Raw genomic sequence first — 14,112 nt, forward strand, 5'->3', positions numbered from 1 at the left:
CGGCAACGCGTCGCCGGCAGGTACGATTGACCCGGCGCCCCAGTAGCCCAATTGGCAGAGGCAGCGGACTTAAAATCCGCGTGTTGTGGGTTCGAGTCCCACCTGGGGTACAACTGCCATTCGCGGGGACTGACGCCCCTGCGACCGAAAGCCGCCTGCACGCGCAGGCGGCTTTCGCCATTTACTTCCGCATAGGCAACGACTGTTATAAGGCTGTGACCTCAGTCACTTAGATTCACTGCCCTCCATGCACTAGCTTGAACCTAAATCAGGAATACCTGGTCCCATTTTCGGGCGCCGCAGCGTCCCATTGAACCGCACGCGCATCGCATGGCCCTGTTTCGGAAGGCAGACAAATGTACCGAAAGAAAGTCCTCACCTCGTTGGCAGCAGCAGCCACATTCAGCATGCTGCTGTCGGCCTGCGCCAACCAGGCGGGCCCCGGCACCACCGAAAGCTCCGGCTCCTCCAGCAAAGTGAACATCCCCTCCATTTCCAAGGTGGATGTTCCTTCCGGAGCGGTCAAGCCGGCCGGCGACGGCAAGGCAACCTGCCCGGCCACCACAACGCTGGCCTACGCCGGCGCACAGACCGGCCCGAACGCCCAGCTCGGCGTCAACATCTTCAACGGCATCCAGCTGGCAATCGACCAGCACAACAAGGCCAACCCCGGCTGCCAGGTCCAGTTCAAGAAGTTCGATACCGAAGGTGACCCCAACAAGGCCACCGGCCCGGTCACCCAGATGGTGAGCGAGCCCGACATCCTGGGTGTCGTGGGCCTGCCGTTCTCGGGTGAATCCAAGGCAACCGGCAACATCTTCGAGCAGAAGGGCCTGGTCCACATCACCCCGTCGGCCACCAACCCCACCCTGACCGAAAACGGCTGGACCACCTTCTTCCGCGGCCTCGGCAACGACGCCGTCCAGGGCCCCGCTGCAGCCAAGTTCCTCACCGGAAAGATCGGTGCCAAGAAGGTCTACCTGGTCCAGGATGACTCGGACTACGGCATCGGCCTGGGAACCTCCACCTCGGCCGGACTTGGCAGTGCCCTGGCCGGCACTGAGAAGGTGACCACCGGCCAGAAGGACTTCTCGGCCGTGATTTCCAAGATCATGAACGCCAAGGCGGACGCGGTCTTCTACGCCGGCTACTACGCCGAGGGAGCACCGTTCGACCAGCAGCTGGTCTCCAAGGGCTTCAACGGAACGTTCGTGGGCCCTGACGGTGTGAAGGATGACCAGTTCATCAAGCAGGCAGGCGACGCTTCGAACAACGCGTACTTCACCTGCCCCTGCATCCCGGGTGAACTGATCACCGATTTCGCTACGGCGTACAAGGACGTCTCCAAGGGCGCCGAACCCGGCACGTACTCGATCGAAGGCTACGACGCCGCAACGGTACTCCTGTCCGGCATCGACGCGGGCAAGCAGAGCCGCGCGGACCTGCTGTCCTGGGTCAAGTCCTATGACAAGGACGGCCTGAGCAAGCACTACAAGTGGGATGCCAAGGGCGAGCTCCAGGCACCGACTGTTTACGGCTACAAGGTTGACAACGGCAAGATCGTACCGATCGGCCCCATCGGGGAGTAGCAGCCCGGCGGGAAAAGGCTGTGGGGGCCAGCACTTATGGGCCCCCACAGCCTTTTCTTCGCTTGGCAGCAGCCCAGGACCAAGCAACGTCAATCGACAAGCAACGTCAATAGACACACGTCCCACGGCCGGGCCCACAAAGCCGCGTGCAACTGGATCAGGATGTTCCCATGCTTCCCTCTCTCGTCCCACTGCTCCCCACCGAAAATGACTGGATCACGTTCGACATACCGTCCCTGATCCAGAACTTCTGGAGTGCCACCTTCGATGGCCTGACATTCGGTGCCATCTACGCGCTCGTTGCGCTCGGCTACACGCTCGTTTACGGCGTTCTGAACCTGATCAACTTCGCCCACTCGGAAGTGTTCATTGTTGGCTGCTACGCAGTTTTCTTCACCCTCAGCAGCCTTGGCTTCGGCCCCTCGGCTCCCCGCCTCGATATCTGGGCGATTATCCTGAACCTGCTGCTGGCACTGGTCCTCGCCATGCTCGCCTCGGCGGTCACAGCCTTCCTGCTGGAACGGATCGCCTATAAACCCCTGCGGCAACGGAACGCACCACGCCTGGTCTTCCTGATCACCGCAATCGGTGCTTCCTTCACCATCCAGTACCTGATCTACCTGTGGCGCGGTCCCAGCCCTGAGCTGGCACTGACCATGTTCCGGCCCACGCCCATTTTCGACGTCTTCGGTACCATCGTGGATTCCCAGCAGCTGGTGATCATCATCGCTGCCGTCATCATGATGGTGGGCATTGACAGGTTCATCAGCAAGTCGCGCACAGGCCGCGGCATCCGTGCGGTTGCCCAGGACCCCGACACCGCCACATTGATGGGCGTCAACAAAGAGCGCATTATTATTACCACCTTCGTCATCGGAGGCCTGCTCGCTGGAGCCGCTGCTTTGTTCTACGTCATGAAGATCCCGTCCGGTGTCCAATACAGCGGTGGGTTTGTCCTGGGCATCAAGGCCTTCGCGGCCGCGGTGCTCGGCGGCATCGGCAACGTCCGCGGTGCCCTGCTGGGCGGCCTGCTGCTCGGCCTGATCGGCAACTACGGCCAGATCCTGCTGGGCAACTCGCAGTGGACCGACGTCGTGGCATTCGTGGTGCTGGTGCTCGTGCTGCTGCTGCGGCCCGAAGGCATCCTGGGCACCTCCCTTGGAAGGAGCAAAGCATGAGCATGACGGATGGCCCCACGCCGCTGCGGACTGCTGCCGCCGAACAGGCTGCAGAGGACCGCGAAGCCTCGCCGAAAGCACCGGGCCGAAGCGCCCTCAGGCAGCAGGGCAAACGCAAGTCCGGGTACTTCTCCGATCGTTGGCACGCCCTGTCGCGTCAGCAGCAGTGGGCCTTCCTGGTCATCGTGGTTGTCCTGGCCTACCTGCTCCCGCTGCTCAACCCGCCGATCATCACCACCGAACCCGGCAACAACTTCGCCCTGGCCTGCTTCGATATGGCACGCTTTGCGCTGATCGCAGTCGGACTCAATATCGTGGTGGGGTACGCCGGCCTGCTGGACCTGGGATACGTGGCCTTCTTCGCGGTGGGTTCGTACGTTGCCGCCATGCTGACAAGCCCGGATTCGCCCTACCTGCACATCCCGTATCTGTGGACGCTTCCTGTGGCCATGGCGGTCACCATGTTCTTTGGCGTCATGTTGGGTGTGCCCACGCTCCGGCTTCGGGGCGACTATCTCGCCATCGTGACGCTCGGCTTCGGGGAAATCATCCGCATCCTGGCCACGATCATCCCGGCCATGAAGGGCCAGGTGGGCTTCCAGAACGTCGGCCACCCGCCCGGTGACGGGGCCGACGGAACCCCGATTTTCTCCAACTCAAACGGCGTTCCCTGGTACTGGCTGACCCTGACCATCATCATCATCGTCACCCTGCTGGTGGGCAACCTGGAACGAAGCCGGGTGGGCCGGGCGTGGATTGCCATCCGCGAGGATGAGGATGCCGCGGAGATCATGGGTGTCCCCACCTTCAAATACAAGGTGTGGGCCTTCGCTATCGGTGCTGCCGTCGGCGGCCTGTCCGGTGCCCTGTTTGCCGGCCAGGTTGGGTTCGTCAACAACCAGAAGTTCGATGTCACCACGTCCATCCTGTTCCTCGCCGCCGTCGTCCTGGGCGGCGCGGGCAACAAGGTGGGGGCCATCCTTGGCGGGGCACTGGTCAGCTACATCCCGCTCCGGTTCACCGCTATTGCCGAGTACAAATACCTGATCTTCGGCATCGCACTGGTCCTGATCATGATCTTCCGCTCCCAAGGGCTGCTCCCGGCCCGGCAGCGCCTGCTTGCTTACGGCCGGACTGCCATGAACAAGATCACCAGCCGTGACGCCACCGAAACCAAAGACACGGACAAACCACCGGCCGGACCGGGCGCCCACGCGGCCGGCCAGAGAGGAGCGGAAGCATGAGCTCCGAGGAAAGGTTCAGCGGCCCCGGCGGCGTAGGGGAGCAGTCGGTGCAGGACGACACCGCCCAGGAAACGCCTGCGGCCCCTGTTGCGCCGGAACTGGACATGGAAGCCCTGGCCGAGGCAGGGGTTGACCAGGAACTGGCGGAAAAAGTGGCGCCCGACCGCGACATCGCGGTTGCGGTCGGCGACAACATCGTCGAGGTCCAGAACCTCACCATCAAGTTCGGCGGCCTCGTGGCGCTGGATAACATCAGCTTCAACATCAAGCGGGGCGAGATCCTGGGGCTCATCGGTCCCAACGGCGCCGGGAAGACCACATGCTTCAACGCCATGACCGGTGTCTACAAGCCCACCAGCGGCAAAGTGGTGCTCGAGGGCGTGGTCCTGAACGGCATCAAGCAGCATAAGATCACCCGCTTGGGGCTGTCACGCACTTTCCAGAACATCCGCCTGTTCGGCGAAATGACCGCCCTTGAGAACGTGGTGGTGGGCCTGGATGCGCGGCACCGCACCAGCGTTGGCGGGGCGCTGCTGCGCCTGCCGACCCACACGAGGGAGGAAAAGTCGGCCATCGAGCGCGGCATGGCCCTGCTGGACTTCGTGGGCATCAGCAGCCACGCCCACGTCCTGTCCCGCCAGCTGCCCTACGGCTTCCAGCGTCGGCTGGAGATCGCCCGGGCACTGGCCACCGATCCCAAGGTCCTCTGCCTCGACGAGCCGGCCGCCGGCTTCAACCCGGCCGAGAAGGAGGAGCTGATGGCGCTCATCCGCACCATCAGGGATGAGGGCTACACCGTGCTCTTGATCGAGCACGACATGAAGCTCGTGATGGGTGTGACCGACCGGATCGTGGTGCTGGAGTTTGGCAAGAAGATCGCGGACGGACTGCCGCGCGAGATCCGCGAAGACCCGAGGGTCGTTGCCGCTTACCTAGGAGAGCCCGAAGATGACGTTGCTTGAACTTGAGGACGTTTCCGTCCACTACGGCCGCATCCAGGCGCTGCGGAACATTTCCTTCACGGTGGAAGAAGGCGAGGTGGTGGCGCTGATCGGCGCCAACGGTGCCGGCAAGACCACCACCATGCGCACCATCTCCGGCTTGTTGAACTGCTCCGAGGGAAAAATCACCTTTGCGGGCCAGGACATCACCAAGATGAAGGCGCACATCCGGGTTGTGCACGGGATTTCCCAGGCGCCCGAAGGCCGGGGGATCTTCCCGGGGATGACGGTGATGGAAAACCTCGATATGGGCACTTTCGGGCGCAAGGACAGAAGCGGTGTAGCCAAGGACCTGGACCGCGTCTTTGACCTGTTCCCGCGGCTGAAAGAGCGCGAGAAGCAGTTCGGCGGAACAATGTCAGGCGGCGAGCAGCAGATGCTGGCCATCGGACGGGCCCTGATGTCCAACCCGAAGCTGCTGCTGCTGGACGAACCGTCCATGGGCCTGGCGCCGCAGTTCATCCGGCAGATCTTCAAGATCATCAAGGAAATCAACAACCAGGGCACCACGGTCCTGATGGTGGAGCAGAACGCCAACCAGGCATTGGCCGGGGCGCACCGTGCCTTTGTCCTCGAGACGGGGGAGATCACCCGCAGCGGTACCGGCAAGGAGCTGTTGGAAGATCCCTCCGTCAAGGAGGCCTACCTGGGCGTCGGATAGCCGAGGGACGGGGCCCGGTGCCCGAACCGGCCGCAACGGTCACGGTTCGGTTGCAACCGGGCCCCGGGGGAACTTTCCCCACTGCCTCCACGTGGGAATTGGTAGCGTGACAAACAGCTCATCACCCAAACCCACATGGAGGAACCCCGCAATGGCACTTGGCGGCAACCCGATCTTCAACGGAAAGAATTTCCGTGGAGCCACCCAGGCACCGCCTGTCCCGCAGGCTCCCTACGGCGCCCAGTACGGCCAGGGCGCATATGGTCAGCAGCAGTACGGGCAGCCCGCCTACGGTCAGCAGGCGTACGGCCAGGCCACCTACGGGCAGCCGCAGGGAATGACGGACGAGCAACTGCGCCAGATGTACGCCCAGCCGTCGGCAGGACCCGCGGATACCGGCCGGATGACGTTCGACGACGTCATCATGAAGACCGCAGCCTGCCTCGCCGCGGTGGTTGCCGGCGCCGCAGTCACCCTGGTGGTGGCGCAGGGCCTGGCATCGCTGCTGATGGTGGTCGGTGCGCTGGGCGGATTCGTCCTGGCGATGGTCAACACCTTCAAGAAGCAGCCTTCCCCGGCCCTGATCCTGGCGTACGCCGCCCTTGAGGGCCTGTTCCTCGGCGGCCTGACCCGCATCCTCGACGGCATGTTCCCCGGCGTCGGCCTGCAGGCCGTCATCGGCACGCTCTCCGTCTTCGCCGTGACCCTGGTGTTGTTCAAGAGCGGCAAGGTCCGCGCCACGCCCAAGGCCATGCGCTTCTTCATGATCGCCCTGATCGGCTACGCCGTTTTCGCGCTGATCAACATGGTCATGATGTGGACAGGCGCCGTGCAGAGCCCGTTTGGCCTGCGCACCTCCTTCGAGATCTTCGGCATCCCGCTGGGCGTCTTCATCGGCCTTCTGGCCATCGGCCTCGCCGCCTTCTCGCTGGTCATGGACTTCACCAGCATCGAGGCCGGAGTCCGCAGCGGCGCCCCTCAGCGGTTCTCCTGGACGGCAGCGTTCGGCCTCACGGTCACGCTGGTCTGGCTGTACGTTGAAATCATCCGCCTGCTGGCCATCCTGCGCGGCGACGACTAGGCACTCCGGCAACTTCCGCCGTCGTACTTTAAATGACTGTGGGCCCCACCTGACCGGTGGGGCCCACAGTCATTTAATGCGAGGTCTGCCTAGGCGAGACGCATGGCTCCAGCGGCAGGGGAGACGGTGAAGATGTCCGGTGCCGTGAAGCCGGCGTCGGAGAAAGCCTTGACGACGGCGGTCCGCACCTGCTGCTCCGCGTCCACGGGCGTCAGGGCGATCGCCGCCCCGCCGAACCCGCCGCCGGTCATGCGGGCGCCGAGCGCACCGTTCGCCCGGGACGTGTCCACGGCGAGGTCCAATTCCGGGCACGAAATTTCAAAATCATCGCGCATGGAGGCGTGGCTGGCATCCAGGAGTGGGCCGATGGCACTCGGGCCCGGGCCGTCCAGCAGTTCGACAGTCTGGAGCACCCTGTCGTTCTCTGTCACCACGTGCCGGACACGCCTGAACGTCACCTCATCAAGCAGCCCGCTGGCCTCGTCCAGGTCGCCCACCTGGACGTCCCGCAGCGCCCTGACCCCGAGGACCTCTGCCCCGAGTTCACAGGACGCCCGCCGTGAGGCGTAGCCGCCGTCGGCGTGGGAATGGGACACCTTTGTGTCAATGACCAGCAGCACCAGGCCGGCGGGTTCTGTCTCGAACGGAACCAGGGCAGCTTTTTGGTCCCGGCAGTCCAGGAACACCGCATGTCCCTTGGCTCCGCGCAGCGACGCGGACTGGTCCATGATCCCGGTGGGCGCCCCCACGAAGTCGTTCTCCGCGCGCTGCGTTGCCAGCACCATCTCCTCGGCCCCCAGTCCGGCGCCGGTGAGGTCGTTAAGGGCAGAGATCACTGCGCACTCGATGGCGTGCGACGACGAGAGGCCGGCACCCAGCGGCACGGTGGAGTCCAGGAGCAGGTCCAGGCCGGGGACGTCGATGCCCCGCTCCCGGAGGGCCCACATGACGCCCAGGGGGTACTTGGTCCAGCCTTTGGCCGTTCCTGGCTCCAGGGAGTCCAGCGAGGTGGTGACGACGCCCTGGTCACCGTACGTAGACAGGAGCCGGACGGTCCGGTCGCGGCGGACCGCTACGGCCACGCGGGCGGTGCGGTCGATGGCGAACGGAAGGACGAACCCTTCGTTGTAGTCGGTATGTTCGCCGATGAGGTTAACCCGCCCCGGGGCCTGCCACACGCCGTCGGCAGCGCCACCGAAGGCCTCGGTGAAGCGGGCGGCGAGATCGTCGACGGAAACCGGGGCTGTGCGGGCTTGGTCCTGGCTGCTCACGCGGAAGCTCCTTCTGCTGTGGCCGCCATGGCAGACGGCTTCGACGACGACGGGACAGAAATGCTGCGCAGGCGCTCCGCCACGCTTTCCGGCGTGGTGTCGTTGATGAACGCGCCCATCGCTGCCTCCGAGCCGGCGAGGTATTTCAACTTATCCGCTGCCCGGCGCGGGGAGGTCAGCTGCAGGTGGAGGTAGCCGGCCGGGCGGAGGACCTCGTCCAGGGGAGCCTGGTGCCAGGCGGAGATATAGGGCGTCGGCGTGGGGTAAAGGGCATCCACCCTCTTGAGCAGGTCGAGGTACACCTGCGCCAGCTCGTCCTTCTCCTCTCCGTTCAGGGCGGCGAGGTCGGGAACGTGGCGGTGCGGGACCAGGTGGATCTCCAGGGGCCATCGCGCGGCGAAGGGTACGTAAGCGCTGAAATGCGTGCCTTCCAGCACCATCCGGCTGCCGTCTTCCCGCTCGGCGCGCAACAGGGAACCGGTCAGGGTTTCGTTCCCGTCCTTGGCGTCGTAGTACTTCCGGGCCGCGGCCCCCAGGACGCCGGCGCGCGGGGTGACATAGGGGTAGGCGTAGATCTGCCCGTGCGGATGATGCAGCGTCACGCCGATATCGGCGCCCCGGTTCTCAAACGGGAACACCTGCTTGATGCCCGTCATACTGCTGAGCGCAGCGGTGCGCTGCGCCCACGCCTCGATTACAGTGCGGGACCGCTCCTGGCTCAGTCCGCTGAACGAGCCAGTGTGTTCCGGGGTGAAGGACACCACCTCGCAGCGGCCGTAGGCCGGACCCTTCGTTCCCCACCCGGGATCCGCCGGAACGGACCCCAGTGCCGGGCCGAGCGACGGGAAGCGGTTTTCGAACACCACAACGTCATAGTCGGCGGCCGGAATCTCCGAGGCGTTGGAGTCGGTGGTGGGACAGATGGGGCATTGGTCCGCGGGGGGCAAGTGCGTCCGTGCCTGCCGGTGGGCGGCAACGGCCACCCATTCGCCGGTCAGTGCATCGAAGCGGACCTCGCCCGGTTCGCCCCTGGGCGGCAGTCCGCGATGGTCAGTGGTGAATTCCGCGGTACGGGGAGTGGTGGTGCCCGCGTCGTCGAAGTACATCAGTTCCCGACCGTCGGAGAGCGTGGTGGTGGTCATCCCTGTCATGGCAAAAGTTTCTCATAAACGCTCAATAAAGAATAGTTAACAACAAAAAGTAACAGTGACGCTCATGCGGACACCGCTCCGCGCGTTGTACGGTAGGCCCATGACTGCCTCTTCCGAAACCGAAAACTACGGTCCCGCACCCCTCCCGTCCTGCGCTACCGGCCGGCAATACGAGTTGCGCCGGGGCGACGCCGTGGCCGTGGTCACCGAACTCGCCGCAGGCCTGCGCTCATACCACCGTGGCGGTGTCCTGCTCACGGAGACCTATGGTGATGACCAGATCGCCCCCGGTGCCACCGGCATTACGCTGGCGCCTTGGGCCAACCGGGTGGAGGACGGGACCTGGTTCCTGGACGGGAGGAAGCAGCAGTTGGACATCACCGAGGTGTCCCGCAACAACGCCAGCCACGGACTGCTCCGGAACGCCGGCTACTCCCTCGTGGGGGAGTCGGACCACTCGGTGGAACTGGAAGCCACCATCTTTCCGCAGCACGGGTACCCCTTCCTGGCCCGGCACCGGGTGGAGTACCGGCTGACCGAAGACCTGGGACTCCATGTCCGGCAGACGCTCACCAACAATGCCGCGGCGCCGGCCCCCTTCGTCCTGGGCGCGCATCCGTACCTGCGGGTTGGCGACACCCCGGTGGAGGACCTGGTGCTGACAGTCGCCGCCGAGACCCGGCTGGTGGCCGACGGCCGCCTGATCCCGCGCGGCACAGCGGCGGTGGAAGGGGATACCGACTTCCGCTCCGGCAGCGCCATTGCCCACCTCGCCGTGGATGTTGCCCTGACCGACCTGCAGTATGACGGGGGCAGGGCGCGGCACACCTTGTCTGCTGCGGACGGCGCCGAGGTGTCGCTCTGGCAGGACGAATCCTGCCGCTACGTCCACGTTTTTGTCAGTACCGAGTACCCCGGGCGGACCCGTGCCGTGGCCGTGGAACCGATGACCGGACCGGCAAACGCTTTCAATTCCGGAGATGGGCTGCGCTGGCTGGCGCCGGGCGAATCCTTCAGCATCGAATGGGGGATCGACTACGTCCCGGCCCAGGCCGGGACCTTGGTTTCCCATTAGCGCAAGGCTGCGGAAGTATTGGGTTATGACGCCACATGAGGACGCCGTAACCCAGCCAAACCGACCTTCTGCCACCGCCGCCCCGCTGAGGGTGCTGACGGACCGTGAGCTCGACAAGGACATCCCGTACGGCGTCCGTATTGCCGCGTCCTGGTCGTGGCGGCTGGGCCTGATCCTGCTGATGGCAGGAACACTCGTGTGGCTGCTCAGCAAGATTACCCTCCTGATCATTCCCATCATGGTGGCCGCGCTCCTTGCAGGCCTCCTGAGCCCCGTAACGCGCTGGCTGAGACGCCGGCGCCTGCCCGCCGGCCTCGCCGTCGCCGTAACGGTCCTGGGATTTATCGGCGTCATCGCGGGTGCGCTGGGCCTGGTGGGGCGCCAGCTCGCCGTCGGCTTCGGAGAGCTCTGGTCCCAGGCCCTTGAAGGCGTGCGCCAGGTCCAGGACTGGCTTTCCACCGGCCCCCTGCACCTCACAGCCGCCCAAGTGGACCAGTACGTCAAGGAGGCCACTGACGCGCTCCAGAACAACAGCAGCAGCATCCTCAGCGGTGCACTGTCCTTCGGCAGCACCGCCGGCCACTTCGCGGCCGGGATGCTCCTGTCGCTGTTCATCCTCATCTTCTTCCTGCTGGAAGGAGACAGGATCTGGGCCTTCCTGGTCAGGCTGCTGCCCCGAAAGGCCCGGGCCGCTGCCTTCGGTGCAGGCCACAAGGGCTGGGCGTCAATGGTCAGCTACGCACGCATCCAGATGTTCGTCGCTGCCGTCGACGCGATCGGAATCGGCGTCGGCGCGGCCATCATCGGTGTCCCGCTGGCACTTCCCCTCGGCGTGCTGGTCTTCCTCGGCTCCTTCATCCCCGTGGTGGGGGCCCTGGTGACGGGCGCCGTCGCCGTCCTGCTCGCCCTGGTGGCCAACGGACCCGTCAATGCCCTGTTCATGCTGGCCATCGTCCTGCTGGTCCAGCAGCTCGAGGGCCACATCCTGCAGCCCCTGGTCATGGGCAAGGCCGTCTCGCTGCACCCCGTGGCTGTGATCCTCAGCGTCGCGGCGGGCTCCTACCTGGCCGGCATCCCCGGGGCGCTGTTCTCGGTACCCATCCTCGCCGTAGCAAACTCGGCCGTTCGCTACATTGCCGCAAGAACGTGGGAACATGAACAGGTGCCGGTCATCGCCGGAAAGCCCATCACAGCCGCAGCGGGCGGGGACAACACCATCGAGGACGTTGACCCGCAGGCCGCTTCCGATGCAGGGCTCGAGGCGGCCGGTGCGACAACCGAACACCGCGATGCCCGCACCGCCTCCCGAGAGGGCACCGGAGCCGAATCCAGAGGAGAGTAGTCCGTGAAGATCCTTGAAACCCTTCCCGTCACGCTGGACGATGTCCTTGAGGCGCAGAAGCTGCTTGACGGGATTATTGCGCGCACCCCCGTGGAATCGTCCCGCGCGCTGGGCAGCATGGTGGGCGGCGACGTCTACTTCAAATGCGAAAACCTGCAGCGTGCCGGGTCCTTCAAGGTCCGCGGTGCCTACGTCCGCATGGCGCGGCTCTCCGCAGAGGAGAAGAAGCGCGGTGTGGTGGCAGCGTCCGCCGGCAACCACGCCCAGGGCGTCGCCGTTGCCGCCAAGAGCCTTGGCATCAAAGCCCGTATCTACATGCCCCTGGGTGTTGCACTGCCCAAGCTCGCCGCCACGCGCAGCCACGGCGCCGAAGTGATCCTGCACGGCCACAACGTTGACGAGGCGCTCGCCGAAGCCCAGCGCTACAGCGATGAGACCGGCATGGTCTTTGTACACCCGTTCGACAACGTGGACGTCGTGGCAGGGCAGGGGACCGTTGGCCTCGAAATCCTGGAGCAGGTGCCTAACGTTGACACCGTCCTCATGGGCGTGGGAGGCGGAGGGCTCCTCGCGGGGGTCGCCGTCGCCATCAAGGCCCGGGCCAGGGAACTCGGCCGCGACATCCGCATCATCGGCGTCCAGGCGGAGAACGCAGCCGCCTACCCGCCCTCGCTGGCCGCCGATGCGCTGGTGCCCCTGAAGAAGGTCTCCACCATGGCTGACGGCATCGCCGTGGGCCGCCCGGGACAGTTGCCCTTCAGCATCATCCGTGAACTGGTCGACGACGTGGTCACCGTCAGCGAAGACTCCTTGGCACGCGCCCTGATCTTCCTGCTGGAACGGGCCAAAATGGTGGTGGAACCCGCCGGTGCGGTGGGTATCGCCGCCCTGATGGACGGCAAGATCGAGAACCCGGGGACCACGGTGGCCGTCCTCTCCGGCGGCAACATCGACCCCATGTTGATGCTCAAGGTCATCCAGCGCGGCCTCTCCGCCGCCGGCCGCTACATGACCGTTCGAATGATGCTTGACGACCGTCCCGGCTCGCTGGCAACCATTGCGCGCATCATCGCCGAGAACGATGCGAACGTCACCGGCCTGGACCACACCCGGGTGGGAGGCTCCATCAGCATGGGCGACGTATCCATCACGGTGAACCTTGAAACCAAGGGACACCAGCACGGTGAGCAGGTCCTCAGCGCACTCCGCGCCGAAGGTTTCCAGCCGATCGTGGTCCACTAGGACCGCCCATGGCCGGACCTGCTGGTAACGGACGCTTCCCCGGGCGCCAGACCCTGGCAGCGCGCGCGAAGGGCGGCCTGGCGGTGCTGGGTGGCTTCCTCGCGCTGCTGTTCGCCCTGGAGGTGGCCAATACGCTGATGATGGGCGCGCTGGTCAGGACCTTCGGCCTGCGGCCCAGGAGCGCCGACGGGCTGCTGGACATCGTCACCTTCCCGCTCCTGCACGCCAACCTGAACCACCTGCTCTCGAACAGCCTGCCACTGGTCATCTTCGGGTTCCTGGTGTTCCTGTCCGGGGTGCGGGTCTTCCTGACCGCGTTGGCCTTCAGCTGGCTTGGCAGCGGCCTGACGGTGTGGCTCATTGGCGACGGCGTCACCGTGGGGGCGTCGGGCCTGGTCTTCGGGCTCTTCTCGTTCCTCCTGGTGCGCGGCTTCTTCAACCGGAGCTGGCGGCAGATCCTGCTGGCCGTGGTCCTGTTCATGGGTTACGGGAGCATCCTGTTGGGCGCCCTGCCGTTCGTTGCCGGTTACGTGAGCTGGCAGGCCCACCTGGGCGGGGCGGCAGGGGGCGTCGTCGCGGCCCTGCTGCTGCGGCCACGCATCCCGGCAGCCGTGGAGTCTTGAGCGAGGACGCGTGTCCCGCCCGGGGCGGCACTTAACGTACAGCGGCGGCCGTCCCGTGAGGGGCGGCCGCCGCTGGTTGCTTACTCGATGCCGGGAAGGCGAAAACTTAGGCTGCGTAGGGCTTGGCGGAGAGGATCTCCACCTTGATGTCCTTGCCGTTGGGAGCGACGTAGCTGAGGGTGTCCCCCTCCTTGTGGCCCACGATGGCGGCCCCAAGCGGCGACTTTTCGCTGAACACATCCAAATCGGAGTCGCCGGCGATTTCACGGGAGCCCAGGAGGAACGTCTCTTCGTCTCCCGCGATCTTGGCCACCACGATCATGCCCGGCTCCACGATGCCGTCATCGGCAGGTGCTTCACCCACGTGCGCGTCCCGAAGCAGGACTGTCAGCTGGCGGATGCGGGCTTCGATCTTGCCCTGCTCCTCCTTGGCTGCGTGGTAGCCGCCGTTTTCCTTGAGGTCGCCCTCCTGCCGCGCTGCTTCAATCTTCTGGACGATCTCCGCCCGGCCTGCGCCGGAAAGGTGGTCCAGCTCTGCCTTCAGGCGGTCAAAAGCTTCCTGGGTGAGCCAGGCTGCAGAAGCGCTGTTGGTGGTAGACACGGACTTCTCCTCTGGTGGTCCTACATGCAAAAGACCCCGCCATGGTGGCCACT

The 14,112-nt window shown here is 65.2% G+C and carries 13 protein-coding genes and 1 tRNA gene; 11 read left to right on the forward strand and 3 right to left on the reverse strand.

Annotated features, from left to right (window positions below; translation table 11 throughout):
- Window positions 1-36: 36 nt before the first annotated feature.
- From QRN53_RS15950 to QRN53_RS15980, 7 genes are all read left to right on the forward strand, one after another.
- Window positions 37-110 (forward strand) — tRNA-Leu (locus QRN53_RS15950).
- 246 nt (window positions 111-356) lie between these two features.
- The gene (locus QRN53_RS15955; protein ID WP_285244816.1) at window positions 357-1,589 is read left to right on the forward strand and encodes a branched-chain amino acid ABC transporter substrate-binding protein; all 1,233 of its coding nucleotides are present in this window, start codon (window positions 357-359) and stop codon (window positions 1,587-1,589) included.
- Between the two features lie 170 nt (window positions 1,590-1,759).
- Entirely contained in the window at window positions 1,760-2,767 is a 1,008-nt protein-coding gene (locus tag QRN53_RS15960; RefSeq protein ID WP_285244817.1) for a branched-chain amino acid ABC transporter permease, read from the forward strand.
- The gene (locus tag QRN53_RS15965; protein ID WP_285244818.1) at window positions 2,764-4,011 is read left to right on the forward strand and encodes a branched-chain amino acid ABC transporter permease; all 1,248 of its coding nucleotides are present in this window, start codon (window positions 2,764-2,766) and stop codon (window positions 4,009-4,011) included. The genes QRN53_RS15960 and QRN53_RS15965 overlap by 4 nt, the downstream gene beginning before the upstream one ends.
- The gene (locus QRN53_RS15970) at window positions 4,008-4,973 is read left to right on the forward strand and encodes an ABC transporter ATP-binding protein (protein WP_502934851.1); all 966 of its coding nucleotides are present in this window, start codon (window positions 4,008-4,010) and stop codon (window positions 4,971-4,973) included. Before QRN53_RS15965 ends, QRN53_RS15970 begins: the two co-directional genes overlap by 4 nt.
- Window positions 4,960-5,673, forward strand: a complete 714-nt coding sequence (locus QRN53_RS15975; RefSeq protein ID WP_285244819.1) for an ABC transporter ATP-binding protein — start codon at window positions 4,960-4,962, stop codon at window positions 5,671-5,673. Before QRN53_RS15970 ends, QRN53_RS15975 begins: the two co-directional genes overlap by 14 nt.
- 151 nt (window positions 5,674-5,824) lie before the next feature.
- On the forward strand, window positions 5,825-6,754 hold the full coding sequence (locus tag QRN53_RS15980; RefSeq protein ID WP_285244820.1) for a Bax inhibitor-1/YccA family protein: 930 nt from the start codon (window positions 5,825-5,827) through the stop codon (window positions 6,752-6,754).
- 89 nt (window positions 6,755-6,843) lie between these two features.
- On the opposite strand, the gene galK is transcribed toward QRN53_RS15980, so the two are convergent.
- Window positions 6,844-8,025, reverse strand: a complete 1,182-nt coding sequence (gene galK / locus QRN53_RS15985; protein WP_285244821.1) for a galactokinase — start codon at window positions 8,023-8,025, stop codon at window positions 6,844-6,846.
- Entirely contained in the window at window positions 8,022-9,176 is a 1,155-nt protein-coding gene (gene galT / locus QRN53_RS15990; RefSeq protein WP_285244822.1) for a galactose-1-phosphate uridylyltransferase, read from the reverse strand. Before galT ends, galK begins: the two co-directional genes overlap by 4 nt.
- A 100-nt stretch (window positions 9,177-9,276) precedes the next feature.
- On the opposite strand from galT, the gene QRN53_RS15995 reads away from it, so the two are divergent.
- From QRN53_RS15995 to QRN53_RS16010, 4 genes are read left to right on the forward strand one after another with little or no spacing between them, the layout of a single operon-like run.
- The gene (locus tag QRN53_RS15995; RefSeq protein WP_285244823.1) at window positions 9,277-10,251 is read left to right on the forward strand and encodes an aldose 1-epimerase family protein; all 975 of its coding nucleotides are present in this window, start codon (window positions 9,277-9,279) and stop codon (window positions 10,249-10,251) included.
- Between the two features lie 25 nt (window positions 10,252-10,276).
- Window positions 10,277-11,593 carry an AI-2E family transporter gene (locus QRN53_RS16000; RefSeq protein WP_285244824.1) on the forward strand — a complete coding sequence of 439 codons (1,317 nt, stop codon included), beginning with the start codon at window positions 10,277-10,279 and terminating at the stop codon, window positions 11,591-11,593.
- Window positions 11,594-11,596: 3 nt separating this feature from the next.
- A complete protein-coding gene (ilvA, locus tag QRN53_RS16005) occupies window positions 11,597-12,835 on the forward strand; it encodes a threonine ammonia-lyase (protein ID WP_285244825.1) in 1,239 nt (412 codons plus the stop codon).
- 8 nt (window positions 12,836-12,843) lie between these two features.
- Window positions 12,844-13,458, forward strand: coding sequence for a rhomboid family intramembrane serine protease (locus QRN53_RS16010; protein WP_285244826.1), 615 nt, complete (start codon window positions 12,844-12,846; stop codon window positions 13,456-13,458).
- Window positions 13,459-13,564: 106 nt separating this feature from the next.
- Here the strand turns inward: QRN53_RS16010 and greA are convergent, their stop codons facing one another.
- Window positions 13,565-14,059 carry a transcription elongation factor GreA gene (gene greA / locus QRN53_RS16015; protein WP_018761893.1) on the reverse strand — a complete coding sequence of 165 codons (495 nt, stop codon included), beginning with the start codon at window positions 14,057-14,059 and terminating at the stop codon, window positions 13,565-13,567.
- Between the last annotated feature and the right edge of the window lie 53 nt (window positions 14,060-14,112).

This window comes from Pseudarthrobacter sp. fls2-241-R2A-127, from assembly GCF_030209355.1.
Lineage (GTDB): Bacteria > Actinomycetota > Actinomycetes > Actinomycetales > Micrococcaceae > Arthrobacter.

Coding starts and splice junctions, on each gene's coding strand:
- QRN53_RS15960 (WP_285244817.1), top strand. CDS start 1,760: ATGCTTCCCTCTCTCGTCCCACTGCTCCCCACCGAAAATGACTGGATC.
- QRN53_RS15980 (WP_285244820.1), top strand. CDS start 5,825: ATGGCACTTGGCGGCAACCCGATCTTCAACGGAAAGAATTTCCGTGGA.
- QRN53_RS15955 (WP_285244816.1), top strand. CDS start 357: ATGTACCGAAAGAAAGTCCTCACCTCGTTGGCAGCAGCAGCCACATTC.
- QRN53_RS16010 (WP_285244826.1), top strand. CDS start 12,844: ATGGCCGGACCTGCTGGTAACGGACGCTTCCCCGGGCGCCAGACCCTG.
- galT (WP_285244822.1), bottom strand. CDS start 9,176: ATGACAGGGATGACCACCACCACGCTCTCCGACGGTCGGGAACTGATG.
- QRN53_RS15995 (WP_285244823.1), top strand. CDS start 9,277: ATGACTGCCTCTTCCGAAACCGAAAACTACGGTCCCGCACCCCTCCCG.
- QRN53_RS15965 (WP_285244818.1), top strand. CDS start 2,764: ATGAGCATGACGGATGGCCCCACGCCGCTGCGGACTGCTGCCGCCGAA.
- QRN53_RS16000 (WP_285244824.1), top strand. CDS start 10,277: ATGACGCCACATGAGGACGCCGTAACCCAGCCAAACCGACCTTCTGCC.
- QRN53_RS15970 (WP_502934851.1), top strand. CDS start 4,008: ATGAGCTCCGAGGAAAGGTTCAGCGGCCCCGGCGGCGTAGGGGAGCAG.
- QRN53_RS15975 (WP_285244819.1), top strand. CDS start 4,960: ATGACGTTGCTTGAACTTGAGGACGTTTCCGTCCACTACGGCCGCATC.